23 protein-coding genes are annotated in these 21,956 nt (G+C 58.9%); 7 read left to right on the top strand and 16 right to left on the bottom strand.

All coding sequences use genetic code 11. From position 1 onward, the window contains the following. A complete protein-coding gene (locus LIS66_RS11285; protein WP_042609655.1) occupies window positions 1-501 on the bottom strand; it encodes an anti-virulence regulator CigR family protein in 501 nt (166 codons plus the stop codon). A 126-nt stretch (window positions 502-627) separates the two neighbouring features. On the opposite strand from LIS66_RS11285, the gene LIS66_RS11280 reads away from it, so the two are divergent. Then, window positions 628-792 (top strand): DUF2986 domain-containing protein, encoded by a 165-nt coding sequence (locus tag LIS66_RS11280; protein ID WP_080902516.1) that lies wholly within the window; start codon window positions 628-630, stop codon window positions 790-792. A gap of 1 nt (window position 793) precedes the next feature. Here LIS66_RS11280 and LIS66_RS11275 read toward each other — a convergent pair whose 3' ends face one another. Beyond that, window positions 794-2,005, bottom strand: a complete 1,212-nt coding sequence (locus tag LIS66_RS11275; protein WP_042609654.1) for an MFS transporter — start codon at window positions 2,003-2,005, stop codon at window positions 794-796. Between the two features lie 130 nt (window positions 2,006-2,135). Between LIS66_RS11275 and LIS66_RS11270 the strand changes: the two genes are divergently transcribed. Then, window positions 2,136-3,038, top strand: coding sequence for a LysR family transcriptional regulator (locus tag LIS66_RS11270; protein ID WP_042609653.1), 903 nt, complete (start codon window positions 2,136-2,138; stop codon window positions 3,036-3,038). Window positions 3,039-4,245: 1,207 nt separating this feature from the next. Here LIS66_RS11270 and LIS66_RS11265 read toward each other — a convergent pair. Genes LIS66_RS11265 through LIS66_RS11255 form a run of 3 tightly spaced genes read right to left on the bottom strand, consistent with a single transcriptional unit; the run spans window position 4,246 to window position 6,133 of the window. Then, a complete protein-coding gene (locus LIS66_RS11265) occupies window positions 4,246-5,058 on the bottom strand; it encodes a DUF3618 domain-containing protein (protein WP_042609652.1) in 813 nt (270 codons plus the stop codon). Next, window positions 5,055-5,483, bottom strand: a complete 429-nt coding sequence (locus LIS66_RS11260) for a phage holin family protein (protein ID WP_042609651.1) — start codon at window positions 5,481-5,483, stop codon at window positions 5,055-5,057. Before LIS66_RS11260 ends, LIS66_RS11265 begins: the two co-directional genes overlap by 4 nt. After that, a complete protein-coding gene (locus LIS66_RS11255; RefSeq protein ID WP_042609650.1) occupies window positions 5,483-6,133 on the bottom strand; it encodes a hypothetical protein in 651 nt (216 codons plus the stop codon). Before LIS66_RS11255 ends, LIS66_RS11260 begins: the two co-directional genes overlap by 1 nt. A gap of 298 nt (window positions 6,134-6,431) precedes the next feature. Here LIS66_RS11255 and LIS66_RS11250 point away from each other — a divergent pair, with 298 nt between their 5' ends. After that, window positions 6,432-8,288 carry an ABC transporter ATP-binding protein gene (locus LIS66_RS11250; RefSeq protein WP_227974275.1) on the top strand — a complete coding sequence of 619 codons (1,857 nt, stop codon included), beginning with the start codon at window positions 6,432-6,434 and terminating at the stop codon, window positions 8,286-8,288. A 39-nt stretch (window positions 8,289-8,327) separates the two neighbouring features. Here the strand turns inward: LIS66_RS11250 and LIS66_RS11245 are convergent, their stop codons facing one another. The 5 genes from LIS66_RS11245 to LIS66_RS11225 form a co-directional block, all read right to left on the bottom strand. Next, a complete protein-coding gene (locus tag LIS66_RS11245) occupies window positions 8,328-9,473 on the bottom strand; it encodes a sensor histidine kinase (RefSeq protein ID WP_042609648.1) in 1,146 nt (381 codons plus the stop codon). 170 nt (window positions 9,474-9,643) lie between these two features. Then, window positions 9,644-9,994, bottom strand: a complete 351-nt coding sequence (locus LIS66_RS11240; RefSeq protein ID WP_083353033.1) for an antibiotic biosynthesis monooxygenase family protein — start codon at window positions 9,992-9,994, stop codon at window positions 9,644-9,646. A gap of 29 nt (window positions 9,995-10,023) precedes the next feature. Continuing rightward, entirely contained in the window at window positions 10,024-10,998 is a 975-nt protein-coding gene (locus LIS66_RS11235; protein WP_227974274.1) for a zinc-dependent alcohol dehydrogenase family protein, read from the bottom strand. Between the two features lie 63 nt (window positions 10,999-11,061). Then, window positions 11,062-11,364 carry an ArsR/SmtB family transcription factor gene (locus tag LIS66_RS11230; protein ID WP_024012559.1) on the bottom strand — a complete coding sequence of 101 codons (303 nt, stop codon included), beginning with the start codon at window positions 11,362-11,364 and terminating at the stop codon, window positions 11,062-11,064. Window positions 11,365-11,498: 134 nt separating this feature from the next. Then, a complete protein-coding gene (locus LIS66_RS11225) occupies window positions 11,499-12,092 on the bottom strand; it encodes an NADPH-dependent F420 reductase (RefSeq protein WP_227974273.1) in 594 nt (197 codons plus the stop codon). Window positions 12,093-12,198: 106 nt separating this feature from the next. Here LIS66_RS11225 and LIS66_RS11220 point away from each other — a divergent pair, with 106 nt between their 5' ends. Together LIS66_RS11220 and LIS66_RS11215 are read left to right on the top strand one after the other, a co-directional pair. Further along, a complete protein-coding gene (locus tag LIS66_RS11220; RefSeq protein WP_227974272.1) occupies window positions 12,199-13,125 on the top strand; it encodes a LysR family transcriptional regulator in 927 nt (308 codons plus the stop codon). A 168-nt stretch (window positions 13,126-13,293) separates the two neighbouring features. Continuing rightward, window positions 13,294-14,253, top strand: a complete 960-nt coding sequence (locus LIS66_RS11215) for an EamA family transporter (protein ID WP_227974271.1) — start codon at window positions 13,294-13,296, stop codon at window positions 14,251-14,253. Window positions 14,254-14,365: 112 nt separating this feature from the next. Here LIS66_RS11215 and LIS66_RS11210 read toward each other — a convergent pair whose 3' ends face one another. From LIS66_RS11210 to LIS66_RS11190, 5 genes are all read right to left on the bottom strand, one after another. Next, a complete protein-coding gene (locus LIS66_RS11210; RefSeq protein ID WP_042609642.1) occupies window positions 14,366-15,022 on the bottom strand; it encodes a DUF2931 family protein in 657 nt (218 codons plus the stop codon). Then, window positions 15,022-16,563, bottom strand: a complete 1,542-nt coding sequence (locus LIS66_RS11205; RefSeq protein WP_227974270.1) for a T6SS phospholipase effector Tle1-like catalytic domain-containing protein — start codon at window positions 16,561-16,563, stop codon at window positions 15,022-15,024. The genes LIS66_RS11210 and LIS66_RS11205 overlap by 1 nt, the downstream gene beginning before the upstream one ends. Window positions 16,564-16,703: 140 nt before the next feature. Next, window positions 16,704-17,063, bottom strand: a complete 360-nt coding sequence (locus tag LIS66_RS11200; RefSeq protein WP_042609640.1) for a DUF6124 family protein — start codon at window positions 17,061-17,063, stop codon at window positions 16,704-16,706. Window positions 17,064-17,541: 478 nt separating this feature from the next. Then, entirely contained in the window at window positions 17,542-18,102 is a 561-nt protein-coding gene (locus LIS66_RS11195) for a nucleotidyltransferase family protein (RefSeq protein ID WP_152972329.1), read from the bottom strand. Window positions 18,103-18,285: 183 nt separating this feature from the next. Next, window positions 18,286-19,152: a LysR family transcriptional regulator gene (locus LIS66_RS11190; RefSeq protein ID WP_227974269.1), complete on the bottom strand. Its 867-nt coding sequence runs from the start codon at window positions 19,150-19,152 to the stop codon at window positions 18,286-18,288. 154 nt (window positions 19,153-19,306) lie between these two features. On the opposite strand from LIS66_RS11190, the gene LIS66_RS11185 reads away from it, so the two are divergent. Beyond that, window positions 19,307-20,074 carry a sulfite exporter TauE/SafE family protein gene (locus tag LIS66_RS11185; RefSeq protein WP_042609637.1) on the top strand — a complete coding sequence of 256 codons (768 nt, stop codon included), beginning with the start codon at window positions 19,307-19,309 and terminating at the stop codon, window positions 20,072-20,074. Between the two features lie 12 nt (window positions 20,075-20,086). On the opposite strand, the gene LIS66_RS11180 is transcribed toward LIS66_RS11185, so the two are convergent. Beyond that, window positions 20,087-21,031, bottom strand: coding sequence for a GlxA family transcriptional regulator (locus LIS66_RS11180; protein ID WP_227974268.1), 945 nt, complete (start codon window positions 21,029-21,031; stop codon window positions 20,087-20,089). Between the two features lie 116 nt (window positions 21,032-21,147). On the opposite strand from LIS66_RS11180, the gene LIS66_RS11175 reads away from it, so the two are divergent. Then, the gene (locus tag LIS66_RS11175) at window positions 21,148-21,912 is read left to right on the top strand and encodes an SDR family oxidoreductase (protein ID WP_065617072.1); all 765 of its coding nucleotides are present in this window, start codon (window positions 21,148-21,150) and stop codon (window positions 21,910-21,912) included. The last annotated feature ends 44 nt before the right edge of the window (window positions 21,913-21,956 follow it).

The raw sequence follows: 21,956 nt of genomic DNA, 5'->3' as shown, positions 1-21,956 counted from the left end.
CTAATCGAACGCGCCGTTGAGCACCTCGTAGATCAACCCGGTGGCCAGCGCAACGAGGATCAGGTCGGTGCCCACCTGTTGCCATTCGTAGCCGTCATAGTGAGGCAAATGGCCAAGCAGGCGCCCGTCCAGCTTCTTGGCAATACCCGGAGGCAGTGGTTTGCCTCGCGCCAGATTTTTTTGAATGCCCGGCGGCAGCGGCGGCCCCGGATTCCAGTACTCGCCGCGATAGCCGCCGACGATGCCGAGAATATTGCCACGATCAACGCTCGGCCCGCCGCCGCGATTGCCGGAGGATGGCTGGCCTTTGTTGCCATTGCCCTGAGCGCCCCCACCCGGTTTCCCGTGATCCTGCATGTTCTGCGGCTTACCCTTGCCATTGCCCTGGCCACCTTGACCACCCTGGCCCTTGCCATTGCCGGGGTCGGCCAAGGCCGTCGTGCTGCCCACTATCAGCGCAAGGCAGGATAACGCGGCAATCAATCTGCGAGCTTTTCTCATGGACGGTTCCTTCGGTTCGCGCGGCTTTTGGTTCTGACGCATGTGCTCAGCTTAGTGGATTTCCCCTTGCTGACCACTCGGCGTTACGTCAGGATTCCCGTCCTTTCCACCCGCGATCGAAAATTCATGAATCGTCAAAAGAAGCTGCAGCAGTTGTTCAAGGAAAAGGCCAAAAAGGCCAACGCCAAACTGGCGCCGAAAAAGCCCAAGTACATCTGCAAGGCTGATCGCCTGAAGCTGGAAGCCGAAGCCGAAGCCGCGCAGGCGCAGGTCGAGAACATCGAAAGCTGAGTCAGGCTTTCTGCCGCGACGTCAGCCACGTCATCAGCGCCGCCAGCACCAGCAATGCCGCGCTGGCGAAGAAGGTCGACCGATAACCGCTGCCGTCGAACAGCAGACCACCAACGGTCGACCCGGAAGCGATCGACAACTGCACCACCGCCACCATCAGCCCCCCGCCCGCTTCGGCATCGTCGGGCAGCGTGCGCGCCAGCCACGACCACCAGCCGACCGGCGCGGCGGTCGCGATCAATCCCCACAAGCCCAGCAACACGAAGGCCGCGACCAGCGAGCTGCCCAGCCCTATAAGTGCCACGGCGATCACCGCCATCAACAGTGGGATGGCGATCAGCACGCGATACAAGCCTTTGTTCAGCACCGAACCGATGACCACCGTGCCGACGAACCCGGCCACACCAATGACCAGCAAAATCATCGACAGCACTGAAACGTCGACCCGGGTCACGGTTTCGAGAAACGGCCGCAGGTAAGTGAACAGAACAAACTGGCCCATAAAGAACAGACCTGCGCCGAGCATGCCGAAGGCCACCCGGCGGCTTTTGAACAACGCGAAGACATTGCCCGCGCTGGCTTTGCGTGGCGCGGCGGGGAGCGCAGGCAAGCTGATCCACTGCCAGAGCAGCGCAATGAGCGCCACCGGTATCAGGCAGAAAAACGCCCCGCGCCAGCCAATCACGCTACCGAGATAACTGCCCAACGGCGCCGCCACGACGGTCGCCAGGGCGTTGCCGCTGTTAAAAATCGCCAGTGCCTTGGGCACGCTGGCGGACGGCACCAGACGCATGGCCAGCGCCGCCGACATCGACCAGAAGCCGCCAATGACCACGCCGATCAATGCGCGACCGATCATGTACACCGTGTAGTTGGGCGCCAGTCCGACCACTAGCCCGGACGCGCACATCAGCGCCGTCAACAGCAGCAACAGATTTTTGCGATCCATCGAACCAGCGAGCCTGGCGATCGTCAGGCTGGTCAGCACCGCGAACGCGCCGGAGATGGCGATGCCGTAGCCGGCCAGGCCTTCGCTGATGTGCAGGTCCGTCGCCATCGGCGTGAGCAGACTGACCGGCATGAACTCGGAAGCGATGAGCGCGAAGACACACAACGTCATCGCGAAAACGCCGCTCCAGTAAGCCGGTTGCTCGCCAGCGGTGGAGGCGTCCATGGACTGGGCTGTCGGGTTATCGATTAGTTGGGCCGTCATGCAGAACCTGTTTTGGAAAAGACTTGATCGGAGCAATTTTGCCCCGCTACTCAGGCTGCAAAGCTTGACGGATTGCGGTTAACTTGATTAGTAGCGGTAATCTTCATGTGCTTTTGAGATAAATTCAGCAATGAGCAACGCCAAAATCAACGACCTGCAGGCCTTTCTGGCGGTGGCGCAGGAGCAGAGCTTCACCAAAGCCGCCGCCCGCCTCGGCGTCACGCCGTCTGCGTTGAGCCATACCGTTCGCGCGCTGGAGCAGCGCTTGGGTATTCGCCTGCTGGCCCGGACCACGCGCAATGTTTCGCCGACCGAAGCGGGTGAGCGCCTGATGCGGTCGATTGCGCCGCTGTTCGAGCAGATCAGCGCCGAACTCGAGGCCTTGAGCGAATTGCGCGACAAGCCCAGCGGCACGCTGCGGATTTCCTGCACGGACGATCAGATTGAATTGTGCATTCGGCCGATGCTCGCCGGGTTCCTGAAGGACTACCCGGACATCACGCTGGAGTTCTACGTCGATTACGGATTCACCAATGTGGTCAAGGAGCGCTTCGATGCCGGGATTCGTCTCGGTGAATCGATCAGCAAAGACATGATCGCGGTGCGCATCGGCCCGGACTGGCGCCTGGCGGTGGTCGCCGCGCCCGATTACTTCGCCCGCCACCCGGCACCCGTCACGCCGCATCAGTTGATGGAGCACACCTGCATCAACATCCGCCATCAACCGGCCGGCGCGATTTACGCCTGGGAGTTTGCGCACAAGGGCCAGGATTTCAGCGTCAAGGTCGACGGGCAATTGGTGTTCAACAGCATCATGCATGTACTCAATGCCGCCGTGGATGGCATCGGCGTGGCGTACGTGCCCGAGCAATTGGTCGCACCGTATCTGGCGGACGGCCGATTGGTGGAAGTCCTGGAAGAGTGGTGCCCGACGTTTCAGGGCTACCACCTGTATTACCCGAACCGGCGCCAGGGCTCGGCAGCGTTCGCAGCGTTTGTCGAAGCACTGAAGCTGAACACCGCTCCCCTGTAGGAGTGAGCCTGCTCACGATAGCGTCCGGGCAGCCAACCCTGCATCGCCTGACACGCTGCTATCGCGAGCAGGCTCGCTCCCACAAGGACCGGGGCAGATCGACAATCTTTTTCGTCACTCACACCCCTGTAGGAGTGAGCCTGCTCGCGATTGCGTCCGGTCAGACAACCCTGCATCGCCTGACACGCTGCTATCGCGAGCAGGCTCGCTCCCACAAGGATCGGGGCAGATCGACCATCTTCTTCGCAACTCATACCCCTGTAGGAGTGAGCCTGCTCTCGATTGCGTCCGGTCAGACAACCCTGCATCGCCTGACACGCTGCTATCGCGAGCAGGCTCACTCCTACAAGGATCGGGGCAGATCGACCATCTTCTTCGCCACTCATCCCCCTGTAGGAGTGAGCCTGCTCGCGATGGCGTCCGGTCAGACAACCCTGCATCGCCTGACACGCTGCTATCGCGAGCAGGCTCACTCCTACAAGGATCGGGGCAGATCGACCATCTTCTTCGCCACTCATCCCCCTGTAGGAGTGAGCCTGCTCGCGATGGCGTCCGGTCAGACAACCCTGCATCGCCTGACACGCTGCTATCGCGAGCAGGCTCACTCCTACAAGGATCGGGGCAGATCGACCATCTTCATCGCCACTCACACCCCTGTAGGAGTGAGCCTGCTCGCGATTGCGTCCGGTCAGACAACCCTGCATCGCCTGACACGCTGCTATCGCGAGCAGGCTCGCTCCCACAAGGATCGGGGCAGATCGACCATCTTCTTCGCCACTCATCCCCCTGTAGGAGTGAGCCTGCTCGCGATGGCGTCCGGTCAGACAACCCTGCATCGCCTGACACGCTGCTATAGCGAGCAGGCTCACTCCTACAAGAATCGGGGCAGATCGACCATCTTCTTCGTCACTCATCCCCCTGTAGGAGTGAGCCTGCTCGCGATGGCGTCCGGTCAGACAACCCTGCATCGCCTGACACGCTGCTATCGCGAGCAGGCTCGCTCCCACAAGGATCGGGGCAGATCGACCATCTTCTTCGTCACTCATACCCCTGTAGGAGTGAGCCTGCTCGCGAAGAGGCCAGATCAGATACACCCATGTTGAATGACCCACCGCTTTCGCGAGCAAGCTCACCAATGCGCCGCACCAAATTACCGCCGCCCAACAAAAAGGGAGGCCTGTTACAGGCCTCCCTTGGTCTTTCACCTTCAGGATGTACCCAGCCCCTGCGACAGATCCGAGGACGACGGCCGCGCCGGATCCGGTCTGGTTTCACCCTCGGTCTGCTCGGTGGTCCGGGTCACCGTGTCGCGCACCGCTTCATAACCTTCCTGCGCTTTCTGCTTGGCCTTGTCGACCATGCCGGCGCTGGTGCGGCCCATGTAGCGCTGCTCAGTGGAGGTGGTCGGCAACGCCGCGCCGAGCAACGCACCGAGCGCGACTCCAGCGGCAGCCACCATCAGCGGTTGCTCTTTGAGCAGGTGACTGAACTGTTGGCCGAGCACTTGCGAGTTGCGCGACAAGCGGTCACTGGCGTCATGCATCGCATGGGTCAGATTTTCCTTCGCCGCACCGACATTTTCCCCGAGGTGGCTGGCCTTGCCTTTCAGCGTCTGGTACCCGTCCTTCAGCGAGTCGGTGGTCGAGTGCAGATGCGCGCGCGCACTGTCGATGCCGTCGGCCAAACCATCGGCCCACTCGCCGGCCTTGTCCTGATCCGGTCCGCTGCGATAGGTCGGTTGCGGCACGGGCGGGCGATTCTGGCTGATCATCAGCCAGAGCAGGCCCACCGACGTCAGCACCGCCGGCACCGGGTTATTGCGCACGCTGGTGCCGAGGTTGGTGAAGAACGTCGAGCCATTGCTCTGCATCATCCCCCAGGCCTGATCGATCATCTGCCCGGGGGTGAATTTGCTCTCCAGTTGATCGACGATATTGCCGATGCTCGCGCGTTGCGCATCGATTTCGCGCTCGATCTGTTCCGGGCTTTTTTCCGCTTCGATATCCAGTTCGCTTTTCATGAGACTTTCCTCCGCAGCGCTTCCTGATCCTTGTTCAAGGCGTCGAGGGTGCGATCAGGTTTGAAGTGAGACGGCTCGAATTGCTTTTTCCCGGATTGCAGCATGGCGAAGCCGATGATCATTACCACCACGCCAACGATCAACGCGGCCAGCCACGGCGCCATGAACAGGCTCAAGCCATACACCGCCGACATCAGCAAAATGATGAAGCCGGCGAGGAACACAATCGCGCCCCCGGCCACCGCGCCGATGCCAGCCTTCAGCGTGCTGAGGCTGTTGTGCAATTCGGCCTTGGCCAGCGCCAGTTCCTTGGTGAACAACGCCGGTACTTCGCGGGACAACTGCCGCAACAAGCCCACCACCGAAGCATCATCCGTTTGGCCGAGGGGCCTTGCCCCGCTCAGATCAGATTCATCTCTGTTCATCACAGTTCTCCTTTGGCGTCGGGTGCATGCGGTACGGAAGCCGCTGCGAAATCAGAGGGGTGATCATGCTCATTAGGTGAGGTGGGAGTGATGCCAGTGGCCAGTCCCGGATTGGTTGGGGACGAGGACGGCACTGACGATTCATAGGGTCGCTGCGCACCGTAATCGCCTGATGGTGGCGTCGAAGTCGTGCCTGCCGCTGGATCGTGTTCGGCGCTGACCGTTGCCGCCGCAGCCGTGCCTGCCTTGAGAAACCGCGACAGGCCGAAACCGATGGCAATGCTGCCGGCGATAAACAGGCCCGGATTGTTGCGCGCCAGATCCGCCGCATCGTGCAGCAACTGCTCGGCACTCTTGCCGCGCAGATTGCCCGCCAGCCCGGTCATGGATTCCGCCATGTCGTTGATGTAATCGGACATGCCTAACGTGTCTTTGTCCTGCAGTTCCGAAACGAAGCTTTTCGCGCCTTGCGCCAACGCTTCGATCTGCTCGGCCGCCGTGTCGCGATACTGACCGAACTGCGCATCGGCCTGTTCGCGCGCGCCGCCCAATGCTTCGCTGACGTTGTCTTTCAGATGATCGAAACCTTGCTCAGGCTTGCCGTTTGGATCGCCTGATTCATACCCTGCCCTGCTGTCTGACGTATTCATGTCGCCCCTCGCCTTCTCACTGAAAACGCAAAAACGGGACTACACGGCAACAATGCCTCGAGCCCCCACATAGATGAGGACGGAGCGGCTTGCGCGAGAGTTCAAAGAGGTTGATGAGCGTGCAACATATGGCCGGGATCACCGACGAAAGGTTGCGCCTTGAGAGATTGCGTTGAGCTTCTGCGCCTGTCTGCGGTCAAGACATGGCACGGGGGTTCATCCTGATCACGCCAGTGAAACCCGCAACGCCGCCGATAGATGGCAGAATCCCCCTACCCTGATCACTTCGGAGACCGCAATGCTTCGCCTGTTCGAACAAAGGCTCGACCCCTTCCCACCCGATGAGGCGCCGCCACCGCCAGTCGGCCTGATGCGATTCCTGTGGGCCTGCACCCGAGGCGCACGCGGTTACATCCTTGCCTTTGCGTTGCTCAGCGCCAGCGTGTCGATCTACGAGGCGTGGCTGTTTTCCTTCCTCGGGCAAGTGGTGGATCTGCTCTCGACCTGGCAATCCGGGCGCGCCGCCGGTGCCGAGGAAAGCCGCGTATTGTGGGGCATCGGCATTGTGCTGGTGGTCAGCATTGGCCTGGTGGCGCTGCGCACCATGGTTCAGCACCAGATCCTCGCGATCAATCTGCCGCTGCGCCTGCGCTGGGACTTTCATCGGCTGATGCTGCGGCAAAGCCTGTCGTTCTTCTCCGATGAATTCTCCGGCCGGGTCACCACCAAAGTCATGCAAACCGCGTTGTCGGTGCGTGAAGTGCTGTTCACCCTGATCGAAATCCTCCCCGGCATCGGCGTCTACTTCATCGCCATCATTGCGCTGGCCGGTGGCTTTGCGCTGAAGCTGATGCTGCCGTTTCTGGCGTGGATCGTTCTGTTCGGGCTGGCGATGGTGTATTTCGTCCCGCGTCTGGGCAAGGTCGGCCAGGAGCAGGCCGATGCACGCTCGTCGATGACCGGACGGATTGCCGACGCCTACACCAACATCACCACGGTCAAACTGTTCTCGCACTCCAAGCGTGAGGCGCATTTTGCTCGCGCGGCGATGGAAGATTTCAAGCTCACCGGCTTCCGCCAGATGCGTCTGGTCAGCCAGTTCGAAATCGTCAACCAGGCGCTGGTGGTCGCGCTGATTCTCGGTGCCGGTGGTTATGCGTTGTGGCTGTGGCATCAGGGCGAGGTCGGCACCGGTGCTGTTGCGGCGATCACTGCGATGGCGTTGCGCATCAATGGCATGTCGCACTGGATCATGTGGCAGATGACCTCCCTGTTCGAAAACATCGGCACCGTGCAGGACGGCATGGCCACCCTGACCAGCGGCCCGAAAGTCCAGGACGCGCCGGACGCCAAAGTGCTGGAGCCTGCCGGCGGCGAAGTGGTTTTCGACAATGTCAGCTTCAATTACAACAGCGAGCGCCAGGTGCTCGACGACCTGACGCTGCACATTCGCCCCGGCGAAAAAATCGGTCTGGTTGGCCGCTCCGGTGCGGGCAAGTCGACGCTGATCAACCTGCTGCTGCGTTTCTATGACGTCGATCGCGGCGAGATTCGCATCGATGGGCAGAACATCGCCGAGGTCACGCAGGACAGCCTGCGCAGTGTGATCGGCATGGTCACGCAGGATACGTCGCTGCTGCACCGCTCGATTCGCGACAACATCGCCTACGGTCGCCCGGACGCCACCGACGCGGACATCCACCGCGCCGCGGTGAACGCCCAGGCCGATGGTTTCATCAGCCAGTTGAGCGACAAGCAGGGCCACAGCGGCTACGACACGCTGGTCGGCGAACGCGGCATCAAACTCTCCGGCGGCCAGCGCCAACGCATCGCCATCGCCCGGGTGATGCTGAAGAATGCGCCGATCCTGCTGCTCGACGAAGCCACCAGCGCGCTGGATTCCGAAGTCGAAGTGGCGATCCAGGAAAGCCTCGACGAAATGATGCAGGGCAAAACCGTGATCGCCATCGCCCACCGCTTGTCGACCATCGCGGCAATGGACCGGCTGATCGTTATGGACGAAGGCCGCATCATCGAACAAGGCACCCACGCGCAATTGCTTGAGAAGAACGGCACCTACGCGCGGCTGTGGCAGCACCAGAGCGGCGGGTTCCTCGGTGAGGATCGCGGTTTGGTGGAGGTGATGGAGGAGTAATCAGGCTGGAGGGCCGGAGCCGGCCCTTCATCGATTTGCCTACAGGGTGAAGGGGCTTTCGGCATCCACCGGAAGCTTGACGCGAAATACGGTTCCGCCTGGCAGATCAGAGCTCACTTCAATCGAGCCGGCATGCGAGGCGACGATTTCCGAGGCGATAAACAGGCCGAGTCCAAGCCCAGCGACGGGCCCGTGATCCACCACGGAGCGCTGAGAGAAACGCCCCATTGGGTTGAAAATGAACGGCAGTACATCCTCCGGGATCGGCTCACCGCCGTTGTGCACCGTAAAGACCGCACCCTCCTCCAACGCCTGCAACTCGACCGTGACCGGAAACTGATTGTCGCCGTGGGTCACCGCATTGCTGATGATGTTGGAAAAGACCTGTTCCATCCTGGCGCCATCGAACGCACCCATCACCGGCTCCTTCGCGTCGAACACAACGTTGGCCTGCGGGTGAAAGGCGCGGATTTCCTCGATAACCCGCTCGCACAACGGGCTGAGATCGATCGGGGCTTTTTTCACTGGAATGCCCGGGCCCATCTGGCACCGCGTGAGATCGAGCAGGTCGCCAACGATCTGAGTGGCGCGCTGCACGCTGGCGTAGATCTGCCGGGCCACTTTGCCGGTATGCGGGTCGGTGGATTCCGTACGGCGCAGCCTGTCGGCACCGAGCAGAATCGCTCCCAGCGGCGTGCGCAAGTCGTGGCCGAGAATTCCCAGAAACACATTGCGCGAAGCCTCAACCGCGCGTGAATAGCTGGCAATCGACTCGGCCAGCGCCTGATCGATGGCTTCGTGAAAACGCGTCATGTCGTCGACATTCACCGATTTGCCATCCTTGACCTGACGCAGCCACTGGCTCAGCACACTGGTGCGTAGCGCGCGGTATTCGGAAACCATCTGATCAATGGTGAAACCGGCCATCAACCGCGTCACGGCGTGGGTTTCCGCAGCCGTTTCCTCATCAATTCGCGGCGCATGGCCTTGGGCCTTCGCCAATTGCTCGCTAACCGTCTGCCGGGTGCGCAGATCGATAACGATGGCGCGCAACATCTGCTCGGCGTGATCGCGCAACGCAACGTTATCGAGCTCCGCACCGGGTGTCTCGATGGTGCGGGCGAAATCTTCCCAGGCCTGCAGGATCGGCTCTAGGTTTTCGAGAATGAAATCTGGCAGGCGCATGGCTGTAGTCCATAGAGGAAATCCATCTGCGCCGACAGGCGAGCCGGCGCAGACAGTGAAAGAACAAACTCAGGAGTACAGAAGGTACGGCTGACCTCGTGCAGCCTACCATCAATGCGGTGGTTCAACGCCGGAGGAAAATCGGCAACAGCCGCTTGTGACGAAAGCCATCAGAACACTTGACTACCTGTGCTTGCGCTGCTGCCCGGAACGCTCAAGTCGCCATCCGGAAAAGCACCACCCTCAATGTGGTAGACCTTCGGTTCTGCGGAAAAATAATCCTCCAGCCCCAGCATGAACCGCTGGTGGTCTTCACTCTCCTCAAACCCCGGAGAGTGATCCTCAAGCGAGCGCCAGCGCACGATCAAATTGAATTGCTCGGGCGTTTCGATACCTTGCGCCAGCAAGTGCCCGCCGTATCCCTTGGCGCGGGTGAGCAACGGTTCGACTTCGGCAAATGCGCGTCGGAAGGCTTCAGTCTGTTGCGGGTGAACCGGCAGGACTGCGATTTCATAAACCATGACGTTTCTCCAGAATGAGTTGAACGCGTTCAGACGATGAGCGAAGGCTCAACGGCGATGGCGATTTTTCCTATGAGTCCGTTGTTGGCACTCTCCAGTCTTGCGTGGGCGAGCGGGATGTCGGCGAGCGAATAGACGGCGCCAACATGCGGCCGCAGCTGGCCGCGTTCGACCAGCGCGGTCAGTTCATCGAGCTTGCCGCGGTTCTGCCGGGTAAAGACGAAGTGATAGCTGGCGTTCTTGCCCCAGGCCTGGACGAGGTTTTGTGGCTGCGCGATGTCGACGATCGAGACGACGCGGCCAAGCTGAGCGAGCACGTCGGCACTGCGAGACAGGGTATCGCCACCGATGGTGTCGAACACCACATCAACGCCATGCCCGGCGGTTTCGCGCATGATCGCTTCAACGTAATCCTCTTGGGTGTAATCGATCACCACGTCGGCGCCCAGGCTGCGGACGAAGTCGGCGTTGGCCTCGCGCACGGTGGTGAACACCCTGGCGCCCATGGCTTTCGCCACCTGAATCGCCACATGGCCGACACCGCCCGCGCCGCCGTGGATCAGAATGCTTTCGCCGACTCGCAGCACAGCGCGCACGGTCAGCGCTTCCCACACCGTACCGCCGACCAGACTCAGACTCGCCGCCTCGAGATGACTCAGCGAGGAAGGCTTTCGGGCGATGATGCTTTCGGCCGCCACGTGATACTCGGCATAACTGCCCTGCCCCTCGAATATCTGCGGGGTGTACCAGACTTCGTCGCCCGGCGCGAAGGCGCTGACGCCCGGCCCGACAGCTTCAACCACGCCCGATACGTCGTGACCGGTAATGGCTGGCAGCGGCACCAGATCGGGATAGTCACCGCGCCGAACCTGATAATCCAGCGGATTGATGGAAGTGGCGTGCACTCGGACCAGCACTTGGCCCGCTTGCGGAACTGGTTTTGGAACGTCGCTCAGTTCGAACGAATCAGGACCGCCGAAAGATTTCAGAATCATCGCTTTCATGGAAACACCTCGTATCGATAAAGAGGGATATCGGGATTTCTCGATATCCTGCGGTAAAAAAATTTACAGCTCTTTCCCTATGATCTCTGCAAGCGCGCTGATAGCAGCCTCATTGCGTTTGTAGTAGGTCCATTGACCGATGCGCCGCACTTCAACCAGCCCCACCCGCTGCAACGTGGCCAGATAACTCGACACCGTCGACTGCGACAGGCCGATACCTTCCTGGATGCTGCTGACGCAGACACCCTCGACGAGAACGTCACCCTCATCCTGCGGGGGGAAGTTCTTGACGGGATCCTTCAGGCCTTCAAGGATCTTGAGGCGCGTCGGGTTCGAGAGGGCTTTGAAGATTTCGATCAGTTCCATGCGCCGAGGATATCGAGATTCTTAGATATGTCAATGCGCGATATTGAGGCGATTCGCAGTCGGCGACGGGCGGCAGGACATCAGGATCTGCGACCCGTCCGCCCTACTCACCTTGTGCTTCCCGGACTCATTCGTCAGCCATGTTTCACGAGATTCAATGCCGGCAACGGTCCGCCCGGGAATTGCGCAAGCACGCCCTGCTGCACACCGCCCAGATCGATGCCGTAAAAACCCAATCGGTCTATCAGCTCTGCAACCCTGGCTTTGCTGGCCGCATCCTCCCCGGAATAAAACAGCACACGCTTGCCGCCCTCGGTGGTGGGATCGGTCAGCAGAGCCGCGAGCAAATGATTGAAGGCCTTGACCACGTGCGCGCCGGGCAGCATCTGCGCCACCACTTGTGAAGACGGCTGGCCGCCCAGATCGACCGGTTTGAACAATGGCGCCTCGATCGGGTTGTTGGCGTCGATCACGATACGCCCATCCCAAGGCCCGAGATCGCGCACGGCATCGGGAATTTTCGACCAGTTCACCGCCAGAAAGACGATGTCCGCCTGACTCGCCTGCTGAGCAGTTACGGCTTGCGCGAGTGGGCCCAATTCGCCGACCAGATCGGCAAGGCTCTGCGGCCCACGACTATTGGCCAGGCTGACCGAAAGGCCAGCCTTGACGAGCAACCGAGCGATGGCGGTGCCGATGGAGCCTGTACCAATGATGCTGATGTTCATGTCTCTTTCCTCAAGTAGTTGGTGAGGCTATGAGACGCTTTTTGATCTTCCACCAGTAGTGGAAGACAAATAGAATCACTTTCAATCATTCATTGAAGGTGCGCAGATGGAAACGCTAGGTAATTTGCTGTCATTCGTGCGCAGCGCCGAGGCGGGCAGCTTCTCTGCCGCCGCGCGGCGCTTGGGCCTTACGCCCGCGGCGGTCAGCCGCAATGTCGCGCAACTGGAGGCCAACCTCGGCGTGCGTTTGTTCCAGCGCAGCACACGCAAACTCACCCTCACCGAGGCTGGAGAGCGCTTTCTGGCCAACGTCGGTTCGGGACTGGAAACCGTTCAGGCGGCAATCGCCGATGTCGCGGGCAACGCTGGCGAGCCTTCAGGCGTTCTGCGTCTGAACGCAGCGCCAGGGTTCGCTAGGGATTTTCTGTTGCCGCTGATGCCGGAATTTCTCAAACGTTACCCTTCGATAACTCCCGAATGGCACCTCGATAATCGCCAGGTCGATCTCATCGCGGATGGATTTGATGCGGCCATCGGCGGCGGCATCGAGCTGGCGCAGGGCGTGGTCGCCAGAGCCATCGCTCCGGCGCATTTGATTCTGGTGGCATCGAAGGAATATCTCTCGGGACACAAGCGCATCCGGCGCATTGAAGAGCTGGCGACGCTGGATCACCTGGCCATGCGCTCGGTGCAGACCGGCAAGGTGCGCAGCTGGATGCTGCAAGGGCCCGATGGTCAACGAGCACCGTTGGAGTTGGCGCCGCGCCTGTTGGTCAACGATCCGCAAGCGCTATGTCAGTGCGCACGGCTGGGATTGGGGGTTGCGCTGTTGGCAGTTCCGGATGTGCTGCCGTATCTGCAGGACGGCACGCTGGAGAGGGTTTTGCCGGAATGGTATGTCGATGCGGGGCAGATCTATTTGTATTTTTCCAGTCAGAAGCTGTTGCCGGCGAAAACCCGGGCTTTTGTGGATTTTCTGGTGGGTCAGGCTCGAGAGGATGGATGGGCGACTCGACTCGGCGCTCGGGCTTAGTAAATAAGTTATACGACCTCTTAAACTTAATCAGCATCATGCCTAAGCGCTTTATCAAGCCTTTCAAGCTTGCCGCTCCTGCTCGATTACGGTACAAATCGGGCAGTTGTACGACAACATAATAAAAACCTGAGCCACCCTGAGTGGCTATCATTTTTGAGATCTGCCATGTCCCGCCCTGAATTTGCCCCAACCGTACCGCCGCCCTTCCCTCGCTATCTCGCCGTGATCATTCTGTTGTGCATGGGTTGTGCGTTCGCCGGCAACCACGTCGCGGCGCGGGTGGCTTTTGATGACGGCGCGGGTGTGCTGCTGGCGATCCTGATGCGTTCTGGCGGGACCTTGCTGGTTCTGGCCATTCTGGTGCTGTGGCAACGGCAGAGTTTGCGTCTGCCAGCGGGCGCCTGGCGCTGGCAATTGTTGTTGGGCCTGCTGATTACGGCGCAGAGCCTGTGTCTGTACTCCGCTGTCGCACGGGTGCCGGTCGCTTTGGCGCTGCTGGTAGCCAACGTATTTCCGATCCTGCTCGCCTTGCTGACCTGGGCGCTGGGCGGCCCGCGACCGAGCGCCCGTACCGCCATGTTGATGGGCTTGATCCTTGTCGGGCTGGTGTTCGTGCTGGACGTCCCCGGACGTCTGTCAGACAGCGCCAGCGTCGGCCCGGAATGGCTAACGGGCGTCGCACTCGCCTTCTGCGCCGCCAGCGTATTCGCCTGCGCGCTGTGGATCACCGATCACAAACTGTCGCAAGTGCGCGGCTCGGTGCGCAGCCTGCTGACCATCTTCATCGTCTTCAGCAGCGTCAACCTGGCCGGACTGACCGGCGCCCTCCCCGGCGGACTCAACCTCCCCGCCACCTCAACCGGCTGGCTGGCCCTCGCCACGCTGGTCGTGCTGTACGGCACCGGTTTTATCGTCCTGTTCATCTCCGTACCCCGACTGGACATGCCGCGCAACGCACCGGTGATGAACATTGAGCCGTTGGCGACATTGTTGATGGGCTGGATTGTGCTGGATCAGATGCTCAGCAGAGGGCAGATCGTAGGTGGCGTGATTGTGGTGAGCGGGATTGTTTTGCTGACGTATCGGAAAGCGGCGGTGAAGGTTGGGGTGAAGGCTGAGGTGTGAGGGGTTATGGTGGCGGGACTCTTGTTTGGTGAGTCCTGCTTATCGCGGCCAGCTCGATACCGGATCAGCAGAATCGCTCCTGTTAGGGTGGTTGCATTCCAAGGCACGGCACTTACCAACTACCGTACGGGATGCCGAACTTGTCGATATACCGTTTGGTCTTTTCACTGACCGGATAGGCATAGCGCCCTTGGTTCTTCCCTTGGCCAGGCCCCAACGGCTCAATCTCAGCCTTGGCTCTGGCTACTTTGACGGGACGGTGACAGGAATCGCGCACAAACACCTGCACCACGCCTCCGGGAGCCAGGCCCAAATAAATGGAGGCGCTATAGCTGGCTTGTTCATCCGGAGTTTCGGGGCACCTCTGATTAACCGATGCCAACATCAGCTGTCTGGCTTCTTCCGGTACGTCTATCCAGACGCGATATGTCTGTGATTCAGCGATAGATTGCCAGCGCACATAAATGCGCTTGGGCAAGTCGGCACCAATCACCGGTTTTGCAGCAGCGCCAACCGCATGCCAGCCTCGCGCGGACTCTTCACCGGTTTCCGGCTCACCGCCCGCTGCTGTTCCTGATCCGGTGCGCCTGAATAGCTTGCCGTTGATGTCTTCAACGGCGCTGTCTTCAACCCATACCTTCATGTAGTAGGGTTCGGTGAATGCGAGCTCCCATGAACCCGATTTGGGGTCGGAACCGGCGGACAGCGGATCAGCGGATTGGCAGCCTGACATAAACAGTGCAAGCAAGATGGTCACGAAAATCTTCATTACCAAAGCGTCCAGTCAGGTATGTGTGGATGTTGCACTCGGATGGAGTCTTGAGTTGGTGCGTTGATGTACACAGCTTTTATTCCGCTTCCGTCTGCTCGTCCTAATGGATGGTTCCAGTTGGCGGATGTGTGAATGTATTTCAATTTCAGCAACTCGTTCTCCTGCGGCGTGACGCTGTAGTTTCCAGCCAGAAATCTATCGCACATGGCTTGTAGCTCTGCCGGAATCGTTAAATCAGGAGTATCTGGAATGTCGTTGAAGCGAGCACCCTTTTCTTTAGCCAAGCGATGCATCAGCCGCAGATAAACCCTGGACAGCATGCCGCTCACCGGGCGCTTGAGCTGAAGAGCAGCGTAAACACGCTTTTGATTACGACTGAGCCGATCTTGTGGTTCATCAGGGATGAATGAGGCTTCAGGCGTTACTATTTCCAGCATGTCTTTAGGCCAACCTTTGGCCACCCATTGGCTTTGTGCATCAAGTGCATCGCGATAGATTGAAGTCGCTTTGACGTCAGTGCTCAAGGACACAACGAGCGTTTGCATGGGGCTTACCAGTACACACTCTTCGGCGCTCTCGAGATAGCCTCCGCCGATATCCGAATGTACCCCGGGTAGCGTAATTTCCAAATGATCAGCTTTGACACGACTCAGCGCGAAGTTAGCCCTGCATTCATCGCGCGCTGATAGTTGGACGACATCGGTAAAGAAACGACGGTCGAGATAGAGTTTTATGCCGGTCGCGATTGGGCTCTTGATGTTTCCGAGATTGGACCAACCAGCTATCGACGGGACTGTGTCGAACAAGCCAATGAAGCCTATATCGATGTCGCCTTGGTATTGGTCGTTGAATTTTGGACTGAAAGCCCGTGGCAGGTTTCTTAGAACAGTGCCAAGTGGGCCGCGGCTAGTGCGGACGACCTCATTGGCAAAATGGCGCGCAGCAGCCGCGCCGCGACTGAAGCCAAACACATCAAATTTCAAAGATGTGATTTCACTGCCTGGATTATCGATCAGAGCTCGGCTGATCGCTTGTTGAATGCTCGGGAATGTGGATTCGACTCTGTTGGCTACACCGGTTTCTCCCCGACCAGTGCCTGCACCGAACTTGCTGTCTTCTTCGCCGGACCGCGTTCCGATACCCTCGACATAAACGACGCGAGAAGCGCTCTTATGAGCGCCCTCTCCTACTGCCCCAGGCATGGCGTCGTACAGGTCACTCAGCTTTTTCACATTGCTTACATCGTTACCATAACTACTGTCCGGATCACTCATGTAAGGCATACAGCTAGCTGGAATATCCTCCGGCGCAATCGGATGCTGAGCACCACACAACAACCCCGCAGCAGAGTTATTGGCATTGTTGCCCGTGCCATCAAAGAACACCCCGATCCTCAACGCGATGCCAATCTTCTCTGGCTCACGCGCAGGCTCTTTCCCATGTTTCTCATACTCGGCCCAGTGCTGGGCGTGTATGTCGACGGGTTTGGCTTGTTCGTAGCGGTAGTTTTTCGGCGGGTTTGGAACGTAGCCACTCAATCCTTGATTCCTTGTTCTGATCCTTGAAGAACGGCCCGAAGGGTGACAGTCGAGGCCGGGTGGTGCAAGCCGTGGCGGTGTGCCAGCCATGGTGCGACTACGGGTTGCGACGAGGCTTTGCTCTCGTCGCTTGGTTGGGGTTATTTGGCTATTTCGACTTTATCCAAAGCCTGATTTACCGCGATTTCGCCGAGCATGACGACCTGGGCAATACCCAGCAGCGTCTTGCGGCGCGGGTTGTCGAGCAGCGCGGCGAAGTCGTAGAGCATGGTGGTAGCCGAGCCGAGGGATTCACTGGCGTTGGCCAGCAGGGATTCGGTGTCGTATTTCGGATTGGCGAGAAACATCTGTTCCGGGATGTTGGTGCTGGCCAGTATGTCCGCCGGACCGAGGTAGTGATCGAGGGCGCGTTCGGCGGCTTCGTGGAGTTTTTTCGAGGCGCTGGATTCGTAAGGCGATGCGGGGTCGGTGGTTGGGGGATTGGGTGTGACTTTGAACATGGTGAAACTCCTAGTTAGGAAAAGGAGCCTTCACATTCGCTACCAAACGAAGGTGGCGGCCATACGCGGGTTGGTAGACCGGTAACTAGGAACCGGCACACCCGAAGGTGTCCTGCGCATGGCCACCATTGAGCAGAGACCTGAAGCAGGCCTGCGAACGGTGCGCGATGCGACTAGTTATGGCGGGCTACCAAACCCGATCGCTGTTTTTCAGCGACCGACAGACGATAGAACCCGCGACCTAGACGCACAAGCCGGCGGATTCTGGCGTAGTCGTAGGGAATGGCGCAAGGCGTTGTAGCCGTTTGCTTGTGTCTTGAATAACTGTTTAAACGGGCTGGGTGCTTTCTGTTTATGTGGTGGTGAATGGGCTGGGGTCATCGCGAGCAGGCTCACTCCTACAAGGATTGGGGGCTAGTCCAAGATCACTGGTGTTTGGGCCACCCAAGTCGCCTGGCAGCTCGCTGCCCTTGGGATATCAACCCTGCGTAACAAGCGTCAACCGCGGCCAAATCTCGAGCCATCTCTTCGACTGAACGCGTTCCACAAACACCGCGTATCTATCACTCTCAAATCGGGCGGTTGGTCGCACTTTCAGCGCAAACAAATCCTCCAGTCCCAACGGCGCCGAAACCTCTATAGCACCCTGCTGATCAAGCCTGACCCCAACCGCCGTAGCTGTCTCGGGCCAACGGGTCATGGCGTCGGCAGAAGATTGATAAGGTGCATCGGCGTTTCGCTTGTGCATGCGAGCCTGGTTCTTCACCGACCAGTTCAGGCCACTGCACCGTGTTGCAAGCTCGGCCTCCAAGGCGAAGTCCGTTTGCGCACTGTGACGTGTTTTGTCGAACCAGATGAGATCAATGTCCCCGGGCAATCGCGAGGGTTCGCGCTGGTGCAGATGATCCCAGACCAGGCTGCGCACAAAACCGGCGGCAACCCAGCTGTCCGGCAAGTTCAGATCCCTGACTGTGCGCAGGATGTGCATCCGGAGGGGATCTCGAGTAATAAGATCCCGCAGTTGCGCTTCAAGATTCAATTTGTTCAATCCATTGCCTTTGATTGCAAGAGCCTATCAGGCGTCTCGGTAAGAGCTCAGCGACGCCGGCGTTGCCCTGCTTCCTCACTCCGTCGCCCACAATTCGCTATCCGGACAAGTCCCTTGTGATGAATGACTCGCGCAGGCGAGCTTTGCAGGAAAGTGCCAACTGCCGCTCACTGCTCAAACCTTGAACTCTTCCTTGAGCAAATCGGCAAACTTGTCTTTTGCACGATGAGATTCAACGTGCTTGTTCCAGATAAAATAATTTTGCACGGGCGTTAGATCTTTGAAAAAGAATCCTTGAATACCGCCGATTTGCTGGAACTGTTCAAATATCCCTTTCGGCACCAACGATACCCCCGCGCCCGCACTGACGCACCCAAGGATGGTGCCATAACTGGCTATGCTTGTTATCCGGCTGGATAGGTTGTGCCGCTCCAGCCAGGCAACCAACGCCCTCCTGTAGGGGCATCCTTCAGGCCACATGAATAAATCCACGCCATGCAAATCTTCTGGATGGTTTAGCGGCCCTGCGGACGGCGAAGCAATCAGGACCAGATCCTCCTCATAGATCTCCATACTCTCAATATTCGGGTGTTCCGGCCTCACGGCAATGATTGCCCCATCCAGTTTATGACTGACTACCTCAGCGGATAATTGCGACCAGTCGCCAGTGCTGAATTGCATCTGCACTGCTGGGTAAAGTTGATGATACCTGGACAACAGCTTGGGTAATCTGCCCGTAGCAGACGATTCTATGGCACCAATCCTGAGATCTCCCGACGGCGCTGACGACGGATCAAGCGCTCGGTGCGACTCCTCGCACAAAGACAGGATTTTGTTGGTATAGCCGAGAAAAATCCGACCGGAGGGGCTGATGATCAATCCCCTGCCTTTCCTTATAAAAAGATCAACCCCGAGTTCTCGCTCCAATAGTCTGATTCGATTGGTGATATTGGACGGCACACAGTGCAGCTCTTCAGAAGCACGAATAATACTGCCTCGATCAGCGACCTTTTTGAACATGACGAGCTGCGACAATTCCATCCCAATACTCATTGAAAGTGAACAATCGAATCAATGTAAATCAGTTGTTGTATGCCCTCAATGAGGTTTATTTTCCTGACTGGTCGTCGCCTGCGCCCTATGAGTAACCATGCCTTCACCCCCAAAAAATCGAAGTTCTACGAGGATTCAATGCATGGATGTTGAACACGCTGTTCTTGCACTGGGTTTCTTCGCGTTTTGTGGTGGCCTGATAGACGCTGCGGTCGGGGGCGGAGGCCTGGTACAGGTGCCCGCACTTCTACATGCTCTACCCCAGTACAGCCTTGCCACCATTTTCGGCACCAATAAACTGGCTGTTCTGGCGGGCAATATTTCATCAATATCGGGTTACCTGAAGCGCATAAAAATCCGCTGGAATTTAATGCTTCCGACCATGCTCGCCGCTTTTTTATTTTCTTTTCTCGGAGCTCTCTCAGTATCCCTTGTCCCTAAAAGACTGATGGAGATCGTTGTCTTTTTCATATTGATAGTCATGGCTATCTACACGTTTATGGAAAAAAAACTTGGTTTGGCAGGCAAAGACCGCCACTTCGGAAAGAAAGACATTTGCCTTGGAGTTTTCTTTGGCAGCCTGATCGGTTTCTACGATGGTGTCTTCGGCCCGGGCAGTGGCAGCCTGCTGCTGTTTATCTTCGTCAAGGTCTTTGGCTTTGATTTCCTCAATGCATCAGCCTCTGCAAAACTGGTCAATCTGGGGACGTTCAGCGCTGCGCTCATATTTTTTATCCCCTCCGGTAATGTCTTGTGGGCGATTGGCGGCATAGTTGCTTTATGCAATATGGCCGGCGCACTGACCGGTGTCTTCTTGGCATTACGTTATGGAAGCAGTTTCATCAGAGTTTTTTTCCTGATACTGCTCGTATTCCTGATAGGCAGGATGGGGCTCAATATTTTTTCGTAGACACTGGTCACGTCATACCATCCGCCGCGAATCCCGCCGTACCGCCTGCGGCGGCACGCCAAAGCCGCGCATGAACACCTCGCGCATGTGCCGACGGTCACGAAACCCGGTTTCCCTGGCGACCACATCCAGACTGTGACTGCTTTGCTCGATCAGCAACCGCGCCGCTTCCAGCCTTAGGCTCTCAATCGCCTTGGCTGGTGACTGACCGGTTTCGGCGGTGAAAACCCGGGTGAATTGCCGCGGACTCAGGTGCACCACTTCGGCCAGTTCTTCGACGCTCAGCGGGCGATTGAGGTGCTTGCGCGCGTAATCCAGCGCACTCTGAATGCGATCGGATTTGGGTGACAGCGACAGCAGTTCCGAATGCTGCGACTGGCCTCCAGACCTACGCTGATGCATCACCAGTCGATGGGCGACCGAGCGGGCGATTTCGCTGCCCAGATCCTTCTCGACCATACCCAGCGCCATGTCGACACCAGCGGTCATGCCCGCCGATGTCCACACCGGGCCGTCGATGATGAAGATGCGGTCGTCCTCGACATTCACCGACGGATGCATCCTGCGCAGCGCCGGGGCGAACGCCCAGTGCGTGGTCACGTGGCGGTTATCCAGCACTCCGGCCTGCGCCAGTACGAACGAGCCGGTGCAGATGCCGGCCACGCGGCGTGCGCCGTCGGCGAGCCCGCGCACGCTGTGCAGCACGTCGGCATCCGGCGGCGTCAGCGGTGTCAGCGTGCCAGCCACCAGCCAACTGTCGGCCAGCCCCGCCTGCGTCAGTGGCAACGTATCGACGTGCAAGCCCAGCGACGAGCTGACAATCCCGCCGGTCTGGGAAAAGTTCTGCACCTTGTACACGGCTTTGCCGGTGACGATGTTCGCGAACTCGAACACCGACTGGGTCGCCAGCGCCATGACCTGAAAACCTTCCGTGAGCAGATAGCCGACTCGATGCACGGTCGCGCTCCGTTTGTTGAATGTCCTGAAACACTACCACATACGTCATTCAGGTCGGATCAGGTTTTCTCCATCATGGTTCCCATACCAATCAATCCACTTGCGGGACGCAGCTCATGAAACTTGAAGCCAACACGATCTTCATCACCGGCGGCACTTCCGGCATCGGCCGCGCATTGGCCGAGGCCCTGCATCAGCGCGGCAACAAGGTCATCATCGCTGGTCGTCGCCAGGCCCTGCTGGCAGAGATTGCCCAAGCGAATCGGGGCATCGACACCGTGCAGCTGGACATCAACGATGCGCAGCAGATCAAGGAAGTCGCCGCCGAAGTCATCCGCCGCCATCCGTCGTTGAACGTGATCATCAACAACGCCGGGATCATGCCCTTCGACAACGCGGGTTCCGGCGACTACGACGATGCGCAGGCCGTCGGTCTGTTGCAGACCAACCTGCTCGGCCCAGTGCGCATCAGCGCGGCGTTCGTCGAACACCTCAAGCGTCAGCCCGAGGCCTACATCATCAACAACAGCTCGGTGCTGGCCTACCTGCCGCTGGCGACCACGGCGCTGTATTCGGCGACCAAAGCGGCTATCCATTCCTACTCGCTGTCGCAGCGTTTCATGCTGCGCGACACCAGCGTCAAGGTCCTGGAAATCGCGCCACCTTGGGTTGATACCGACCTGATTCACAAGAGCGGCGACGAGCGCGCCATGCCGCTGGGCGAGTTTATCGAGGAAACCCTGATCAAGCTGGAAACCGCCACCACCGAAGTGCTGGTTGACCGAGTCTTGCCGCTGCGAGCCAACCAGGGCGCGAACGAGCACGGGCTGATCGAGCAGTTCAACCTGTCGCTGTTGGAAAATCCTATTCCGGTGGCCTGAACTCACCGACAGAAACACCCGGGCTCAATGCCCGGGTAGCCTGG

The sequence above is a fragment of the Pseudomonas sp. HN2 genome (genome assembly GCF_020736465.1).
Taxonomy (GTDB): domain Bacteria; phylum Pseudomonadota; class Gammaproteobacteria; order Pseudomonadales; family Pseudomonadaceae; genus Aquipseudomonas; species Aquipseudomonas moraviensis_A.
The sequence above is the reverse complement of the archived record's forward strand: the minus strand, read 5'-3'. Positions and strand labels throughout refer to the sequence as shown.